Origin of the sequence: Flavobacterium franklandianum (assembly GCF_007097365.1) — a bacterium.
GTDB classification, from domain to species: domain Bacteria; phylum Bacteroidota; class Bacteroidia; order Flavobacteriales; family Flavobacteriaceae; genus Flavobacterium; species Flavobacterium franklandianum.
In genome coordinates this window covers 486,427-504,229 of the sequence record NZ_VJZR01000001.1, presented here as the reverse complement: position 1 = coordinate 504,229, position 17,803 = coordinate 486,427, and the positions used below count along the sequence as shown (strand labels likewise).

The following is a 17,803-nucleotide window of genomic DNA, read 5'->3' as shown; positions in this document are numbered from 1 at the left end:
AATGAATTTTAGAAAAAAAATTATAATAATTTTAAGTGTTGGGTTTTCTCTTTTATTAGGTTGGTATTTATTTGTAAAAGAAAGTGACTATTGTATCACTTTTACAGCAAAAACTGCAACTGGAACTATTTTTCAAGGCATTAATGAGTGGTCAACAGCTCAGAAAAAAGGCAAGAATGAGAATTATACGATTCTTGAAAAAAGAAATTACGATTTTATAAAACAACAGATGAAAGATGCAGATGAAGAAATGGAATATACCTGGAATATGAATTCAATAAACGATTCTACGACCAGTGTTTCTATCGGAATAAAAGATTTAAATCATTCGTTGTATAATAGATTAACTGTCCCTTTTTATCCAACCAAATTCAAAACTGCACAAATAGAGAAAATCAAATCTTTTAAAACGGGACTTGAGGATCATATTGACGATTTTAAAATTAAAATTGATGGCGAAAAAACATCAAAAGAAATTTATGTAGCATATATTTCTTTAAAAAGTGTTGTGCAAGAAAAAGCACAAACTATGATTGGATATGATGCTAAAATTGTAGGTTATTTAGATAGGAATAAAATAAAAATAATCGGTTTTCGTCCTTATTTAGAAGTTACCAATTGGGATCAGGATAAAGAAATTGTTAGTTTTAATTATTGTTTTCCAATTTCCAAAGACACAAAATATGTTCCAGATAGTACTGTAAAATTTAAAACAATACCGTCAATAAAGGGAATTCAGGCCACCTATTACGGAAATTTTAGAACTTCGGACAGGGCTTGGTTTACATTATTAGATTATGCAAAAAAACATGATATTAAACTAAAGAACAAACCGTTAGAGCATTTCTTAGACAATCCATTTAACGGCGGTAATGAATTAGAATGGAAAACGGAAATAATTATTCCTTATGACGTAGAATAAATTTTATCTATTTAGAATAAATCTAATATTTCGAAAACGTTTTCGGTTGTTCCGAAAACGTTTTTAATTTTAATACTATTCTTTTTATATATTTTACAATTATATTTAAAGAATAAAAGGCAAAAAAAATGAAAATTAAATTAAGTTTTTGGCAGATTATCAACATGAATGTTGGTTTTTTTGGCATTCAATACAGTTTTGGTTTGCAACAAAGCGCTGTCAATCCTATCTATGATTTTCTTGGAGCAAATCCAGACCAAATTCCGATACTAAATCTTGCAGGGCCTTTAACGGGTTTATTGATTCAACCTATAATTGGTGCAATGAGTGATAAAACTTGGCATCCAAGATGGGGACGAAGAAAACCGTACTTTTTTATTGGAGCCATAGTTTGTAGTATCGCATTATTCCTATTCCCATTTAGCAGTTCGTTATGGATGGCTGCAGGTTTGCTTTGGATTTTAGACGTAGGAAACAATACCGCTATGGAGCCGTATCGAGCTTTTATTGCTGATACGCTGGACGAAGAACAACAACCAATAGGTTTTCAGGCTCAAAGCTTTTTTACAGGTTTCGGGCAGTTTTTGGCCTATATTTCTCTTTTTCTTTTTCCAATTGTTTTTGTAGGCTATACAGGTTCGTTACCCACTTGGATTTATGCTTCCTTCTTTTTAGGAGCAATCCTTTCTGTTACTTCCATTTGGTGGAGTATGAGCAAAACAAAAGAAATCCCTCCAACAGCAGAAGAATTAGTGATTTTAAAAGCAGAACCTTTAAATATTTTTTCGCCTTTCATAGATATTTACAAAGCCGTTTTAGATATGCCAACAGTGATGTGGCAGCTGTTTTTGGTGTATTTGTTTCAGTGGTATGCGATGATGTGCTATTGGCAAAACAATTCAAAAAGCATCGCCTTGTCTGTGTGGAATGTAACTCCAAAGGATGTGATGGGTTACGAAAAAGCGGTTGAATGGAATGGATTAATTGGTGCTTTTGGATTTATAGTGACATTTTCTATTGCTTTTTATTTGGCCAAATTAGCCAAAAAACATGGTGCAAAAATGATTCATTTTTCGTGTCTGCTATTTGGAGCTATTTCTTTATTGTGGTTTCCTATAGTTCAAAATCAATACATGTTTTTTGCGGTGATTATTGGCTACGGAATTGCTTGGGCAAGTATGATGGGCATTCCCTATTTGATGGTCGTTGCAGTTATTCCAAAAGAGCGTTACGGGGTTTATATGGGAATTATAAATATGATGATTGTTATTCCAATGATTATTCAAAACCTGTCCTTTGGTTACATTTTAAAGAACTTTTTAGATAACGATCCTCGTCAAGCAATTCGTTTTGCGGGGATATTATTAGTACTGGCAGCTATCTTCACCTTGTTAATCAAAAACAAAAAACATAAATTAAGTGAATAATTCAATAAATAATATGATGGATACTATAGATATCCTTTGCGTTGGAGAAGTATTAGTAGATTTTATTGGGCACCAAGAAAGTGTTCTTATCAACGAAACTAGAGATTACCACAGATATTTAGGAGGTTCTCCTACTAATGTCGCCATGAATTCTACGCGATTAGGTTTGAATACTACATTGGTTGCTACTGTAGGCAATGATGGTTTTGGCAGTTATATCTTGGATAGATTGTCAAGTGTTGGGGTAAATACAAATCATGTTAATGTCCTAGAAGATAAATCAACAAGCGTTATATTCGTATCAAGATCTGATGGTACACCAGATTTCATACCCTATCGTGAAGCAGATTGCTGCATATATGAAGAACAAATTTCTGAACAAATTTTATCAAATACTAAAATATACCATACTACTTGCTTTGCATTAAGTAAAAACCCTGCCCAAAAAACAATTCTAAAAAAAGCGCAAGAAGCCTATAACTTAGGATGTCAATTAAGTATAGATATTAATTATGCCAAAAAACTTTGGAATAGTCAAGAAGAAGCCTTTCAGGTAATTAAAACTTATTGCAGTTTTAATCCTTTGATTAAAATTAGTGAAGACGACATGCTGCGCCTTTTTGAAAAAGAACTACCACATTCAGCTATTTTTGATTTTTTCCATAATGAAGGTGTAGATATAGTATGCCTAACTTTAGGCAGCAAAGGTGTTAAATTATCCCAAAAAGGAAAGGGAATCATACAAATGCCAGCGATTAAAATTGATAAGGTTATCGATTCTACTGGTGCGGGTGACGCCTTCTGGTCTGGATTTTTATTTGCTTACATCAAAGAAAAACCAATGCATGAATGTTTGGATATTGCCTTGAAATTAGCAGCTTTAAAACTGCAAAACGTAGGTAGATTACCGGACAACATCAATATTCTATCTCAACTTTTATAAAAAAATATGCAAGAAAATAATAAAATCAGTAATGGTGTTATGCTTAATGTGTACCCAGATAGCATTGGTGCCAAACTTAGCGATACGGTAGCAATGCTTAAAATGGCTGAATTTAAAAATGCTTTTTCTTTATTGTATGTATTGCCTACTTTTTTTAATAGCGATTTAGACAGGGGTTTTTCTATTATTGACTATAATATTAATAAAGATTTGGTTGACACAAATGATCTGAATGATTTAAATGCACTTGATATCAAGTTAAAATTTGACATTGTATTAAACCATTTATCAGTCGGATCACCTCAATTTAAAGATTTGTTGCAAAAAGGGGATAAATCTACTTTTAAAGATTTTTTTATCAATTGGAATGAATTCTGGGAAGGAAACGGACTGAAAAATGAAGATGACATCGTGATTCCAGAATCACAGTTTCTCAATAAATTATTCATGAGAAAATCGGGATTACCCATATTAAAAGTACGATTTCCGGACGGAACAGAACAGCCTTATTGGAATACATTTTACCAACAAATATCATACAATCCAATTGCTCTAGCTGATTTAAAAAGTATTGAAGGCTTAACAGATTCATTGAAAACGCAAATTGTAAAAAAGATCAATGATACTATCGAACAATCTATTGATTTGAACACAATTGATTTTGAAGATTCTACCAATTTAAAAGCAGAAATCGTACAAATTGTAGAGCAAAAACGTACCTATCTTGGACAAATGGATGTAAATGCCAACTCTCCCTTAGTGTGGGACTTTTACGAAGAAACACTAAAAAAATTAAGTAGTTATGGCTGTAATATACTTCGGTTAGATGCTTTTGCTTATTTACATAAACAAGTCGATGAGTCCAACTTCTTTAATAAACCTGGAACTTGGGAGTATTTGGAGAGAATTAAGCAAATAGCTCAAAAAAATAATTTGATGATTTTGCCAGAAATACATGCAGAATACGGACTTCATTTGCATGATGAAGTAGCAAACAAGGGCTATTATATTTATGACTTTTTCTTGCCCGGATTGACCATTCACACTATTGAGAGCAAATCCAGCAAAGCCTTACTAAGTTGGGCAAATGAAATTATTGCTAAAGGTTATAAAACAGTAAACATGCTGGGTTGCCATGATGGAATACCCGTCTTAGATTTGAAAGGAAAAGAGGTAAATGGCTCTTATAACAAAGGATTGTTGGAAGATGCCGAGATTGAAAAAATCATGACCACAATTATGGAACGTGGCGGTCGTGTGAAAAATCTTTATGACCCATCAGGGAATAAAATTTCGTATTATCAAATTAACGCTACATTTTTTAGTGCATTGGGTGAAGATGAACAAAAAATGCTTTTAGCTAGAGCCATACAAATGTTTATGCCTGGGATTCCACAAGTTTGGTATTTAGATATATTTGCTGGAAAAAATAATTATCAAGCTGCAGATAACGGTGGCAGCGCAGGTCATAAAGAAATAAATCGTACCACATTGTCTATGCTAGATGTAGCTCAAGGTTTGAAAACAGAGACTGTAAAAAAACAACTCGAAATCATTCATCTAAGAAATACTTCAAATGCGTTTTTGGGTCAAGTAGAAATAAACGATGTTCTTGATGATAAAATTGACATCAAATGGATAAACAATAAATCTGTTATGAACTTAAAAGCAGATCTTGATACCTTTAATTTTACAATTGAAAATATTGAGAATGGAATAACAACGATTTATAGCTATTAATGTTAATACTATAACTTAGTTTTTAAAAAATAGGCATTCTTACTATTATGAAACCTATTTTATTTTTTTGTTAAATTACCTACAATCAAGTTGAAAAACTGGGTCAAAAATTTAGATACCTTGTCCAAAAACAGGATAAAGTTCCTATTTAATGAAATGATTACCATTCAAGAATATTATAAACTAGAAAAAGAAATAAATGAAAAAAAAAACCATTAAAATAGCAATGTATCTCAACTATTTTGTTTTCGCAATTTTGCTAAACAGTGTTGGAATTGTAATCCTAAAATCACAAAAAAATTATGGAGTCAATGAAATTCAAGCTAGTATATTAGAAGCATTTAAAGATTTACCTATCGCAATTGTCTCTTTTTTAATCGCATCCTTTCTGCCCAGAATTGGTTATAAAAAAGCTATGCTAATTGGATTAGGATTAGTGACTTTTGCTTGCATAAGCATGTATTTTGGAAATTCATTTGACACTGCTAAATTACTTTTTGCCACCGTTGGTATATCTTTTGCATTAATAAAAGTATCCGTATATTCTCTAATAGGAACAATCACAGAAAATCAAAAAGAGCATAATAGCTTGATGAGCAATATCGAAGGTGTATTTATGATTGGGATTGCCTTGGCCTATTTCCTATTTCCAGCCTTTAATTCTGAGACTAATCCTGACGCTTGGCTAAATGTATATTTGTTCTTAGCATTTATTTCTTTGTTATCATTCGGATTTTTATTTTTTACAAAATTCGAAAATCAAACTCAAATTCCGGGTGTTAATTTAACAGATGATTTTAGACAAATGTTCAAATTATTTGCAAAACTTTTAACTATAGTTTTTGTAATTAGCGCTTTCTTGTTTGTGATGATTGAGCAAGGAATTATGACTTGGCTGCCCACATTCAATGACAAAGTACTTCATCTTCCAGAAAATATCAGTATTATGATGGCGAGTATATTGGCAGTTTCTTTAGCAGTTGGAAGGCTTATAGCAGGACAAATCACAAAGAAAGTCGACTGGATTTGGGTGTTGGTTTTTTGCATTATTAGTGCAATGCTAATTGTGATATTTGTGTTGCCAAAAACGGTAGGATTACAAGTTGTAAATATCAATTCGCTAAGCGATATTCCATTGATAGGCTTTGCATTTCCACTTGTGGGATTGTTTATCGCACCCATTTATCCGTTGTTAAATTCGGTTATTTTAAGTGCATTACCTAAAAATTTACATAGTTCAATGACTGGATTAATAGTGGTTTTTTCGGCACTTGGCGGAACCATTGGCTCCAGAATAATAGGTTGGCTTTTCATGAATCAAGGTCCTGAAAACGCTTTTTATTTTACTTTAATTCCAATGACATTATTATTAATTTCATTCTTTATATTAAAAAAATTAACATCGAAAAATGAAGTTTAAACTCAACATAAACCAAACTCTTCAACAATTATTAAAACAAGAAGATACGGATAAAGACAAAAGAATAACCGTTGATGACAAAGGTCCAAAACGATTTATTCTAAAATCTCCTTCCGAAGAAATTGTTATTGAAGGCACTTATTATCTTTCTAATTTATTACAAGAATTAGTTTTAGCCAAAGAAAATAATCAAGATTTCATTGAAACCGAATCTCTTTTTCAACTTCCTGCCGATCGGATTTCAAAAATGATTCGAAAATATTTTTGGGATGGGTTAACAAGAACATTAGACGAAAAAGGGTTAGAAAAATTATTGCTTGATTCGAAATCAAAAACCGACAAACCTATAATTTACATCCCTTTTACAGACAATTTTGGATGGCAATATTTTCGAAAATTAGCACCAATATTCAACTTGAAAGTAGTTCAATTGCCAAAAATCATTTCATCAGAATATGTAAGCAGCATCAACAACGAAGGAGGGATTTTAGCTTTAGCTTTAAAAAAGGAAGATCAAAATATCGAAGGATTTCCTTTTGTAGTTCCTGGAGCACGATTTAACGAAATGTATGGTTGGGACAGTTATTTTGAAAACATAGGTTTGCTAATCGACCAGAAATTAGATTTAGCTCAAAGTATGGTCGAAAATTTTGAATATCAAATTACCCATTACGGCAAAATTCTCAATGCAAATAGATCCTATTATCTTACGAGAACGCAACCTCCTTTTTATTCCAGTATGATTCGGGAAGTATATGAAGCAATGACTGTTAAAGACCAAGAATGGTTACGCAAAAAGCTCGAAATTTGCATCAAAGAATACGAAACCGTTTGGATGGAAAACGGAAAAAGGCTTGCCGAAAATGGACTGAATCGCTATTTTGCACAAGGAATTGGTTTGCCTCCAGAAACCGAACCAGGACATTATGATGCTATTCTAAAGCCATTCGCCGAAGCAGAAAATTTGTCGATTTCTGAGTATGAAAATCTTTATTACCATCGAAAAATCGAAAACAAAACACTCGATGCTTATTTTGTGCACGACCGAAGTGTTCGCGAAAGTGGTCACGACACAAGTTATCGAATAGAAGGAAATTGTGCGCATTTGAATGTAGTCGAACTCAACGCAATGTTGTATAAATATGAAACCGATTTTGCCGAATTAATCGCCCTATATTTTGATAATTATTTTGAATACAATTCCAAAATTTACAATAAAAAGTATTGGGCAAAAAAAGCGGAGAGTAGAAAAAAAATAATGAATCGGTTACTTTGGAATGAACAAGAAAGTTGCTTTTTTGACTATAATTTTAAAACCCAAAAACAAAATATTTTTCTATCGGCAACCAGCTTTTTTCCACTTTGGGCAAAAATAGCAACCCAAGAACAAGCCGATAAAATGATTGAAAAATGTTTGCCTAAATTGGTGTTTTTAGGAGGAATAGCAGGTTGTTCCGAAGAGGCGCTTTCAACTATTTCAAAAGGCCAAATGCAGCGTCAATGGGATTTTCCTAATGGTTGGCCACCACATCAAATGGTTATTTGGCGAGGCTTAATCAATTATGGATATGAAGGAAAAGCTCAAGAATTGATATATAGATGGCTTTGGACGATTACAAAAAACGCTAGCGATTACAACGGAACTGTTCCCGAAAAATTCGATGTAGTAAGTGCTTCACACAAGGTTTTTGCTGAATATGGAAACCAAGGAACTGATTTTGAATATATCAGCCGAGAAGGTTTTGGCTGGATGAATGCCTCTTTTCAATTAGGATTATCACTTTTAAATGAAGATTTAAAAACTAAATTAAATCAATTAATTAATCCAATTGAGTTGTTTAATTAATTAATTTGTAATGCTATTTACAGTTTAATTCAAATTATAAATTCCATTTCGAAGCAATTTGAAATGGAATTTTTGCCTACATTTGAAACTCAAATCCAACGAAAATGGAAGAACCTAAAAGATGCAGCTGGTGTTTATCTAGCGATTTATACAAAGAATACCACGACGAAGAATGGGGCGTTCCCATTTATGATGACCAGAAATTATTCGAATTTCTAATTCTCGAAACTTTTCAGGCAGGATTAAGTTGGATAACCATTCTAAAAAAGAGAGAAAATTTCAGAACGGTTTTTGACCATTTCGACTATAACAAAGTGGCTCAATATCAAGAAGAAAAAATTCAGGAATTATTGCTAGATGCTGGAATTATTCGCAATCAATTGAAGATTCGTGCTGCCGTTTCGAATGCAGGTGCTTTTATGAAAGTGCAGGAAGAATTTGGCAGTTTTAGCAAATACATTTGGGGCTTTACAGCTGGAAAACCAATCAACAATAATAGAAAATCATTAAAAGAAGTTCCTGCAACCACTCCCCTTTCGGATGAAATTAGCAAGGATTTGAAAAAACGTGGGTTTAAATTCGTGGGTTCAACCGTTGTTTATGCACATATGCAAGCCACAGGAATGGTAAACGATCACGTGGAAGATTGTTTTAAGAAAAGTTTGCTTGTTACAGATTACAGATGACAGCAGATTGGAGAAAAAATTAAATCTCTTTAAAAAACCAAAGTATCTCCAACATTAATTTCTCCTTCATTCAAACACATAACATTTGTGCCAAAAAGAATGGAGTTGTCCACTTTTCGATAGGTACTCAAAGTATTCAAAGGTTCTTTTTTTACAACGCCATTTTTCGGATCATTATTTACCATTATGCACCTGCCGCAAGGTTTTGCATTCTTGAATTTCACAGTTCCAATTTGAAAATCAACAAAGAAATCTTCTTCGTGAGGAACCAAACTGAGGATAACAATATTGGGTCTAAATCTTGAAATTGTAATTTTCTCTTCCAGTTTTTCATTTAAAAAATTCAAACTTTCGGAGCCTATTAACAAATACGGATAACCATCGGCAAGGCTTACATTTAGAGTTGTATTCAATTTTGTGCTGCTGTGTTTTCGGTCGCCATTGTTTGCGATTTTTACAAGTTTACATTCAAAACCAAGTACATCACTAAACCATTTTGAAGTCGCTTTATTCACTTCAAAAACCTTGGTTTGGTCATCCCAAACTTTTGAAAATAGAGGTTCATCTATAGTTTCATTTATTGAAAATTTATGAGTTGTATCCTGATGTAAAATAATAATTTTGTCCTCTTTAATTTTAGGATAAAATTGACTCAAATTGGGATGTTTTCGTTGGGTAATAAATTGATTTTGGTCGTCAATTAGCATCCAACGTCTATCGTTTTCAAAACCCATTTCTTCGGCTTTGGCACTTTCAACACGAATTCCAGCCAAACTTTTTATTGGATAAATGTATAGTTCTTTTACAATATAATTCATATATGTGAATTTTGATTTGTTAGTGGTCATATATGGTATCGTCTTTTTACTTATCGGTGTTTGTTTGCAACAAACTTATTGTTAGTGGCGATTTCATAATCATTTGCTTATTAGAAGTTCCATAAAATCTTCCCGAGAAATTTCACGGCAACCCAAACTTTCGAGATGTTCGTTATACACTTGACAATCCAAAAGGTTGTAATTGTCCTTTTTTAATTGATTTGCCAAAGTTATAAACGCCACTTTTGAAGCATTCGAAACTTTAGAAAACATACTTTCTCCACAAAAAATATTTCCTAAATCGATGCCGTATAAACCGCCAACCAATTCGTCATTTTGCCAAACTTCGACTGATTTTGCAATTCCCATTTCATTCAATTTACAATAAGCTTCAATCATATCATTGGTAATCCAAGTTCCGTTTTGCCCTTGGCGTTTTATTTTTTGACAATTCGAAATCACTTCTCTAAAATTTTGGTTGAAAGTAATCTTGAAAATATTCCGATTCAAGATGTTTCTCATGCTTTTTGAAACCACCAATTCGTCCAAAAACAAAACCATTCTGGGGTTGGGTGACCACCAATATATGGGTTCGTCTTCTTCAAACCAAGGAAATATACCACTTTTGTAGGCCAATACTAATCTTTCAGTTGACAAATCTCCACCAATAGCAAGAACTCCATCAGGATAGGCTTCGGAAACGGGAGGGAAAAATAATTCTTTGGATAAAAAATACATAGTTTTGGAACAAAAGTATAAATTTGGCAGAGCGAATTTACGTTTAAAAATTCAATCTTAAAATTTTTCATATAAACACCAAAAAACTATGAAATCCAAACTCACTTCTATTTTATTTTTAATAATGGTTTTTATAGGAAATGCTCAAACTCAAGATTCTATTTCGATTCCAAAGTCCAAAGATAAAATCTCTTACAAACAATTTATAGCTCCAATAGCTCTAATAACCTCAGGATCATTGCTGGCAAACACGATTTTTAATGACGATTTGCAATCAAATGCTAACCAGTTTTTTGGTGAAAATTTTAATACCCGCGCCGATGATTACCTGCAATTTGTTCCTGTTGCCCAAATCTATTTAGGCAAAACTTTGGGGTTTAAAGCAAAGAATAATTTTAAACAACAAACGATAAATATTATTGTTGCCAATGCGATTATGGGAACAGTTGTTTTTGCTACAAAAAATATAGTCAAAGAAGAAAGACCCGATCAATCGGACAATTTGACTTTTCCTTCGGGTCACACTTCAATTGCTTTTACAAATGCGGCATTATTGTATTATGAGTACAAGGATTCGAATGTATGGTATGCAAGCAGTGGATTTTTGTTTGCAACAGCAACTGGAGTTTTACGAATTGCCAACAACAGGCATTACACTTCCGATGTTCTTGCTGGCGCTGGAATTGGGTTGGCATCGGGATTGATAGTTTCGTATTGGAATCCTTTTAAGTCGGTTACTTTTGGTAAAAAGAATAAAACTACAGCTTTTATTTATCCACAAATTGGAAGTCAAATTGGGATGGGAGCGCTAATTCAACTGAATTAATTTCACTAAAGTCCAAAAAAAAATCCTTGAAAAATTTCAAGGATTTTTAATTTTTATTTAGAACGGCAAATCGTCTGGTTCTTCTTCGTTTAAGCTTGTTGCTGGTGGAAATGCTGCAGCAGCAGGCATTGGTGGCGCTTCATGTGAAGCCGTTTCAGCTTGTGCTTTCCCAATTCTCCAACCTTGGATTGTATTGAAATATACTGTTTCTCCTTGTGGATTAGTCCATTCACGACCTCTTAAATTAATGTCGATTTTTACAGCTTCACCCACTTGATACGTATTCAATAAATCACATTTGTCTTGAACAAACTGAACCAAAATATGTTGTGGATATTGTTCGTCTGTTGTAACAACAACATCTCTTTTTTTGAAACCTGCAGATCCAACCTCTTTGGTTTGATCAATCATTTTAATTTTTCCTGTAACTTCCATCTTGATATATTTATTTTATTGTTGTTATTCTATTTCTATTTTGCTGACTATGAATGTTTTTTTTGCAATTTAAAGCGCTGATTGTCGAAAAATCTGTTTTACAAATATATCAATTTCTTCATTAGAAGTCAAACAAATAATATCTACAAAAAGATAATTTTAAAACAATCAAAACCGGAAAAATAAGAATCAGATTATTTCGTTATATTTATGCCACAAAAATCAATTTATGCAGTTTTCCAAAAGTAGAAACACGAGTCGTTGGATCATTATTTTTGCTTCCTTTTTAATTATTTCATTAATACTTTGGAATACCTATACATTTTTCCAAATTTTCAAACACGAAGAACGATTAAAAATGAGTCTTTGGGCCAATGCACAAAAAACGCTTATCAATGCTGGCGAAAACACGGACTTAGAACTTCCGCTTCAAATTTTCAGCAACAACACTTCCATTCCGATAATGCTTACGGAAAATGATAGCATAATCAATTCGATTAATATTGATGAGACTATTGTTAAAGACAAACAAAAGTCAATTCGCTTTTTGGCTGGTCTAAAAAACGAAAATGAACCTATTGAAATTGAATATGTGCCAGGTAAATTTCAATATTTATATTATGGAGATTCCGAGTTATTGAATAAACTTAAATATTATCCCATTGCTTTATTGCTTATTATTGTCTTGTTTGCCGCATTGGTGTATAATTTTTATAAGAGTACCAAAATGGCGACCCAAAACAAACTCTGGGCTGGAATGGCAAAGGAAACGGCACACCAAATCGGCACGCCACTTACGTCCTTGGTGGGTTGGGTCGAAATTCTGAAATCTGAAAATGTTGATGAAACGACTACTCAAGAGATCGAGAAAGATATTGAGCGCTTGCTAACTATTACAGAACGATTTTCGAATATCGGGTCGGAACCCAAATTAGAAAACAGAGATATTATTGAGGAAACCCAAAAATCATATGACTATTTGCAATCCCGATTTTCGAAACAAATTGAGTTTACATTTACAGGTCCAGAAGCTCCCGTTATTGTATTGTTCAATCCTACTTTGCACAGTTGGACGATTGAAAATTTAGTAAAAAATTCGATTGACGCTATGAAAGGCAGAGGAAAACTTGCCTTAGAAGTCTTGCACGAAGGTGGTTTTGTCAGAATCAATATTTCAGATACAGGAAATGGAATTCCAAAAAACCAATTCAAAAGTGTTTTTGAACCTGGATTCACCACCAAAAAACGGGGTTGGGGATTGGGTTTGTCTTTAACAAAAAGGATTGTCGAGGAATACCACAAAGGAACTATAAAAGTGTTGCATTCCGAAATTGGAAAAGGAACCACGATGCAAGTCAGTTTTAAAGTAACTGAATTAATTTAAAGGAATTCCAAACTTTTATTTTTTCTAATCATTAAAATAAAAAACAGATGAATAACTGACTGTTATTGTTTTGTGTACCTATTTTTTAAATAATAAAATCTTCCTGTTTATAAAAAAGGGATTTCAATACGTTTGAAATCCCCTTTTTAATATTTTGAATGAATATGAATAATTTTTTACAAATTAGCCCGTATCTCTTTGGACAAAGTTTCAAATTCTTCAGGAGTCAAACTTACTTTGTGTTTGAATGTCATTTCTCGCATTTCGTTCAATGGAATCAAATGAACGTGAGCGTGCGGTACTTCAAGACCTATGACAGCCATCCCAATTCTTTGGCAAGGAACCGTTTTTTCAAGTGCAATGGCAATTTTTTTGGCAAACTGCATTAACCCAATATAAGCTGAATCGTCGAGATCAAAAAGTTTGTCGATTTCCTTTTTTGGAACGCATAAAGTATGTCCTTTTGCATTTGGATTAATGTCCAAGAAAGCAAAAAAATTATCATCCTCGGCTATTTTGTAGCAAGGAATTTCTCCGTTGATGATTTTGGTAAAAATGGAACTCATAGGAAATTTAAAGGTTTAAGAGTTTAAGGTTTGAACCTGCTAACTGCTAACTAAAATTTGCAACCTGAGGCTAGTCTCTAGAAATTTCGAGGATTTCAAATTTCAGAACGCCATTTGGCACTGTAATTTCGGCTAATTCACCTACTTTTTTTCCTAGCAATCCTCTACCGATAGGGGAAGTTACGGATATTTTGCCGGTTTTCAAATCGGCTTCACTTTCGGCAACAAGCGTGTATTTCATTTCCATTCCATTGGCTTGATTCTTAATTTTTACATTCGATAATACCAAAACTTTGGAAACATCTAATTGTGTTTCGTCAATTAATCTAGCGTTAGAATGTACTTCTTCAAGCTTAGCAATTCTCATTTCCAACATTCCTTGTGCTTCTTTGGCAGCATCGTATTCGGCATTTTCGGACAAATCGCCTTTATCTCTTGCTTCTCCTATATCTTGTGATGCTTTTGGACGCATTACACTTTTTAAATAATCTAATTCGTCTCTTAATTTTTTTAATCCTTCGGCGGTGTAATAAGATACTTTAGTCATAATTTCATCGTTTATATAAAATAGAAAAAATCCCATCAGGACGGGATTTCTTTTCACAAAGATAGTATTATTTTTATTTAATCTATAAATATACGTTAAACATATCTATTTCAATGTTAAATAAATTAATTTTGTCTGCCTAATTCTTATAATTTATTTCCTAATGAAAAAATATTTCATTCTATTGATTGCTTTTTCTATACTGTTTGGATGTAGTACTAATTCTACCAATAATAACAACCCGTATTTACCCAATTACGCTGTTAATGTTGCTATAAATATGAGCTTGCCGCAATATTCAGATCTTAAATTTGTAAGCAATGCAGTTTATATTCCCAATCAAGGCGCTCGGGGAATAATTGTTTTCAATTCAGGAAGTGGTTATAATGCTTTTGACGCTGCTTGTCCTAATCAGGCTTTGAGTTCTTGTTCTACAATGACAATAAAAGGAGGTATTATGGTACTTTGTGCTTGTGATAATGCGGAATATAGTTTATTTACGGGGCAATCTAAAGGGAAACTATATTCGCTAAAACAATACCGAGTTGAAGTGAATGGGAATTTGTTGAGAGTTTATAATTAAAAAAATCCTGACAGTTAAACCGTCAGGATTCTATAAAATAGAACTAATAAATAATCTAAAACTTCAAGGTCAATCCTGCCAAGAAATTGATTCCTGCCTGGGGATAATAATAAGGGTAAATATCCCACATATAACCATTAGACACGTATTTCTTGTCGAAAACATTGTTCACCAAACCAGTTATAGTTATTGATTTAAACACTGATTTTGGTTTTATTTCGTAAGAAACATTCAAATCATTAACAAAATAACTTTCTAATCTTGCTTCTATTGAATCGACGTTGTTCATAAATTGTTCTCCAACAAATTTTTGTAGCAAAGAAACATACAAACCTTCAATTGGTTTATAGATGAAAATGTTTCCTGCAATAATTGATGGCGAATATGCAATATCTGTAGTGACGTCACCGTAACCTATGTTTAAATCTACATTTTTGTTGTCACTCAAGGTAAAATTAGGTCTAATAATAAACTTTTCTGAGATTACAATCGTGGCATCAACTTCTAAACCTAAACGATAACTTTTATCGCTGTTGGATCGAATAGGACTTCCTACATCATCTAGTTTTCCAGTCAAAATCAACTGGTCTTTGTAGACCATATAATAAATATTCGAATTGATTTTTACTTTATCACCATCAAATCTCCAGCCTAATTCAAAGTCGTTTAACTTTTCAGATTTTGGATTTCCATTTTCATAATCGGTACGGTTGGGTTCACGATTTGCTTTGGCATACGAAAAATACAATTTATTTTTTGCATCAATATCATAATTCAAACCCGCCTTTGGATTGAAGAAATTGAAGTTGTCATTGACTACTCCTGTTTCCCAACTATCAGCTTTGTAATGTACATTTCGAAGTTGCAAATCGCCAAACAAACTGATTTTTTCACTTATTTGATAATTGGCTTTCGCAAAAATATTACCATCCGTTTTTACAGCAGAATCATCGTAGTAATGGTCTCCCAATTCACCTTTTGAAGCATATCTTGCCCAAATTACTTTCCCATAATGGTCTCCTTCGTATTTATTCCATCCACCACCAAAAATCAGATTTAGGTTTTCTTTATTGTAAATTGCAGAAAAGGTTGTTCCGTAGAAATCATTATCTAACCATTTTTGACGAACTAAATCGGTTCTGTTAATGGTTGTAGTTCCAATTATAATAGGTGTTAAACCATAACTTGATAATTTTGCTTCCTCTTTATAATTTTCATAATATCCTTTTCCTTTGGTATAGTGGATAGCCAAGTTGGTACTCCAGTAGCTTGAGATTTTTTCGTTCCAATGCAATTGAAAATGATCTTGCTGGTAATTATCAGTTTCATTATCATAGTAACGAGGTTTTCCAAATTCGTCTGTATACATTCCTGCCGAGTTGAAAGTTCTGTTATCAGCCATACTTATAGCATCAATACCATTCCAAGACTGATATGTTTTTTCTTTCCCACCAAAAGCTAATGCTTTGATTAAAGTAGTTTTACCAATATAAGTACCTTGTAAAAAATAGGATTTCAAATCAGAACTTGCTCTGTCGATATATCCATCCGATTTTAAAGTTGACAAACGTCCTGCAATTTCAAAATGGTCATTCATCAAACCCGAACTGAATTTTACAGTGTTTTTTTTGGTATTGAAACTGCCAAAAGAGCTAGAAATTTCACCTGTTCCTTTTTTAGAATAAGTGTCAGTCAGCATATTCAAACTCGCGCCAAAAGCACCAGCGCCATTGGTAGAAGTTCCCACACCGCGTTGCAATTGGATACTTTCTAATGAAGAAGCAAAATCGGGCATATTGACCCAATAGGTTCCGTGACTTTCTGAATCGTTATATGGAATTCCGTTGATAGTCACATTTACACGAGTGGCATCGCTACCACGAACTCGGATTCCGGTGTAACCCACTCCGTTTCCAGCATCGGACGTAGTGACAACTGAGGGCAAATAATTCATCAAAACTGGAATATCTTGTCCTAAATTTCGAAAATTGAGTTCTTTTTTGTCTAGATTACTGAAAGAAACGGGCGTTTTTGTAGTCACCCGAACTGCCGACACCAAGACTTCATCAAGTTGGTTGACTTTTGTTGTGTCTTTGATTTTTTCTTGTGAGAAAGAGAGAATAGAGAATAGAAAAAAGAGAATAGATAATAGACGAATTTGTAATGAATTAGTGGTTTTCGTCTTTGTGTTTTGTACTTTATACTTCGTACTTTTTAAATAAAATAAATGGTTCATCCGTAAATAGTTTTACGAATAAAAGGGGGAATTATTCTTTTGTTAAATTAAAAAATGATTTGATCAGATTTTTTAGAATGACGTGCACTTCATCTTGAAATCTATTTCCCTTAACAGCATTACCTGTTCAGGTTCGTTGGGTATAATCTCAGCTCGTTATTTAGAGCACCCCTTTGAGACGGCTGCAAAGATAGAAAAGTATTGAGACAAAAGTATTAAGTATCAAGATTTTTAGGAATTAATTTTTAGTCTTGATACTTACATACTTTTTATCTTAATTCTAAAAGTCTGGTTTTCTGCGAGATTTTTTTATTTCGGATAAGTTTTTTTTGTCCTTGATTCGTTTTCTAATAACCGACTTGGAAACATTTGTAGCTTTCCTAATTTTTGGAACAACAAGCCCAGCAGTGATTATATCCAAAAATCGCTTGATTACAATTGCCTTGTTTTTGAGTTGGCTTCTATCTTCGTCACAATTCAAAATTAGAATTTTTTCTGATGTTAATCTGTTAGCCAATTTATTTTCCAGCAAGAGTTTTTCTTCATCTGATATGGCTTGAGAGTTTTTCAAATCGAAATACAAAACTACCTTCGAGGAAACTTTATTCACGTTTTGGCCGCCAGCACCGCTACTGCGAACGGCTTTGAATTGTAATTCGGATGTGATTTTTTCTGATTCCAAAATT

17 protein-coding genes are annotated in these 17,803 nt (G+C 33.0%); 10 read left to right on the top strand and 7 right to left on the bottom strand.

What is annotated here, in order from left to right:
- Position 1: 1 nt before the first annotated feature.
- From FNW17_RS02300 to FNW17_RS02270, 7 genes are all read left to right on the top strand, one after another.
- Positions 2-922 (top strand): hypothetical protein, encoded by a 921-nt coding sequence (locus FNW17_RS02300; protein ID WP_143390848.1) that lies wholly within the window; start codon positions 2-4, stop codon positions 920-922.
- A 128-nt stretch (positions 923-1,050) separates the two neighbouring features.
- On the top strand, positions 1,051-2,349 hold the full coding sequence (locus FNW17_RS02295; protein ID WP_143390847.1) for an MFS transporter: 1,299 nt from the start codon (positions 1,051-1,053) through the stop codon (positions 2,347-2,349).
- A 13-nt stretch (positions 2,350-2,362) separates the two neighbouring features.
- Entirely contained in the window at positions 2,363-3,292 is a 930-nt protein-coding gene (locus FNW17_RS02290; RefSeq protein ID WP_394344359.1) for a carbohydrate kinase family protein, read from the top strand.
- Positions 3,293-3,298: 6 nt separating this feature from the next.
- Positions 3,299-5,032, top strand: a complete 1,734-nt coding sequence (locus FNW17_RS02285; protein WP_144070771.1) for an alpha-amylase family protein — start codon at positions 3,299-3,301, stop codon at positions 5,030-5,032.
- A gap of 199 nt (positions 5,033-5,231) precedes the next feature.
- Complete coding sequence (locus FNW17_RS02280) at positions 5,232-6,452, top strand: MFS transporter (protein ID WP_143390845.1); 1,221 nt, start codon at positions 5,232-5,234, stop codon at positions 6,450-6,452.
- Complete coding sequence (locus tag FNW17_RS02275) at positions 6,442-8,298, top strand: trehalase family glycosidase (protein ID WP_143390844.1); 1,857 nt, start codon at positions 6,442-6,444, stop codon at positions 8,296-8,298. Before FNW17_RS02280 ends, FNW17_RS02275 begins: the two co-directional genes overlap by 11 nt.
- A 104-nt stretch (positions 8,299-8,402) precedes the next feature.
- Positions 8,403-8,984 (top strand): DNA-3-methyladenine glycosylase I, encoded by a 582-nt coding sequence (locus FNW17_RS02270; RefSeq protein WP_143390843.1) that lies wholly within the window; start codon positions 8,403-8,405, stop codon positions 8,982-8,984.
- Between the two features lie 29 nt (positions 8,985-9,013).
- Here the strand turns inward: FNW17_RS02270 and FNW17_RS02265 are convergent, their stop codons facing one another.
- Both FNW17_RS02265 and aat read right to left on the bottom strand, forming a co-directional pair.
- Entirely contained in the window at positions 9,014-9,802 is a 789-nt protein-coding gene (locus tag FNW17_RS02265) for an MOSC domain-containing protein (protein WP_144070770.1), read from the bottom strand.
- Positions 9,803-9,901: 99 nt separating this feature from the next.
- The gene (aat, locus tag FNW17_RS02260; protein ID WP_144070769.1) at positions 9,902-10,540 is read right to left on the bottom strand and encodes a leucyl/phenylalanyl-tRNA--protein transferase; all 639 of its coding nucleotides are present in this window, start codon (positions 10,538-10,540) and stop codon (positions 9,902-9,904) included.
- A gap of 88 nt (positions 10,541-10,628) precedes the next feature.
- Between aat and FNW17_RS02255 the strand changes: the two genes are divergently transcribed.
- Positions 10,629-11,366 carry a phosphatase PAP2 family protein gene (locus FNW17_RS02255; protein ID WP_143390840.1) on the top strand — a complete coding sequence of 246 codons (738 nt, stop codon included), beginning with the start codon at positions 10,629-10,631 and terminating at the stop codon, positions 11,364-11,366.
- A 57-nt stretch (positions 11,367-11,423) separates the two neighbouring features.
- On the opposite strand, the gene FNW17_RS02250 is transcribed toward FNW17_RS02255, so the two are convergent.
- Positions 11,424-11,801, bottom strand: a complete 378-nt coding sequence (locus FNW17_RS02250) for a DUF3127 domain-containing protein (RefSeq protein WP_143390839.1) — start codon at positions 11,799-11,801, stop codon at positions 11,424-11,426.
- A 229-nt stretch (positions 11,802-12,030) separates the two neighbouring features.
- On the opposite strand from FNW17_RS02250, the gene FNW17_RS02245 reads away from it, so the two are divergent.
- Entirely contained in the window at positions 12,031-13,185 is a 1,155-nt protein-coding gene (locus FNW17_RS02245; RefSeq protein ID WP_143390838.1) for a sensor histidine kinase, read from the top strand.
- A gap of 176 nt (positions 13,186-13,361) precedes the next feature.
- On the opposite strand, the gene FNW17_RS02240 is transcribed toward FNW17_RS02245, so the two are convergent.
- Positions 13,362-13,751 (bottom strand): HIT family protein, encoded by a 390-nt coding sequence (locus tag FNW17_RS02240; protein WP_143390837.1) that lies wholly within the window; start codon positions 13,749-13,751, stop codon positions 13,362-13,364.
- 70 nt (positions 13,752-13,821) lie between these two features.
- On the bottom strand, positions 13,822-14,298 hold the full coding sequence (gene greA, locus FNW17_RS02235; RefSeq protein WP_143390836.1) for a transcription elongation factor GreA: 477 nt from the start codon (positions 14,296-14,298) through the stop codon (positions 13,822-13,824).
- 163 nt (positions 14,299-14,461) lie between these two features.
- Here greA and FNW17_RS02230 point away from each other — a divergent pair, with 163 nt between their 5' ends.
- Entirely contained in the window at positions 14,462-14,881 is a 420-nt protein-coding gene (locus tag FNW17_RS02230) for a Rieske (2Fe-2S) protein (protein ID WP_143390835.1), read from the top strand.
- Between the two features lie 55 nt (positions 14,882-14,936).
- Here the strand turns inward: FNW17_RS02230 and FNW17_RS02225 are convergent, their stop codons facing one another.
- Both FNW17_RS02225 and arfB read right to left on the bottom strand, forming a co-directional pair.
- A complete protein-coding gene (locus tag FNW17_RS02225; protein WP_144070768.1) occupies positions 14,937-17,117 on the bottom strand; it encodes a TonB-dependent receptor in 2,181 nt (726 codons plus the stop codon).
- 280 nt (positions 17,118-17,397) lie between these two features.
- Entirely contained in the window at positions 17,398-17,799 is a 402-nt protein-coding gene (gene arfB / locus FNW17_RS02220) for an alternative ribosome rescue aminoacyl-tRNA hydrolase ArfB (RefSeq protein WP_143390833.1), read from the bottom strand.
- Between the last annotated feature and the right edge of the window lie 4 nt (positions 17,800-17,803).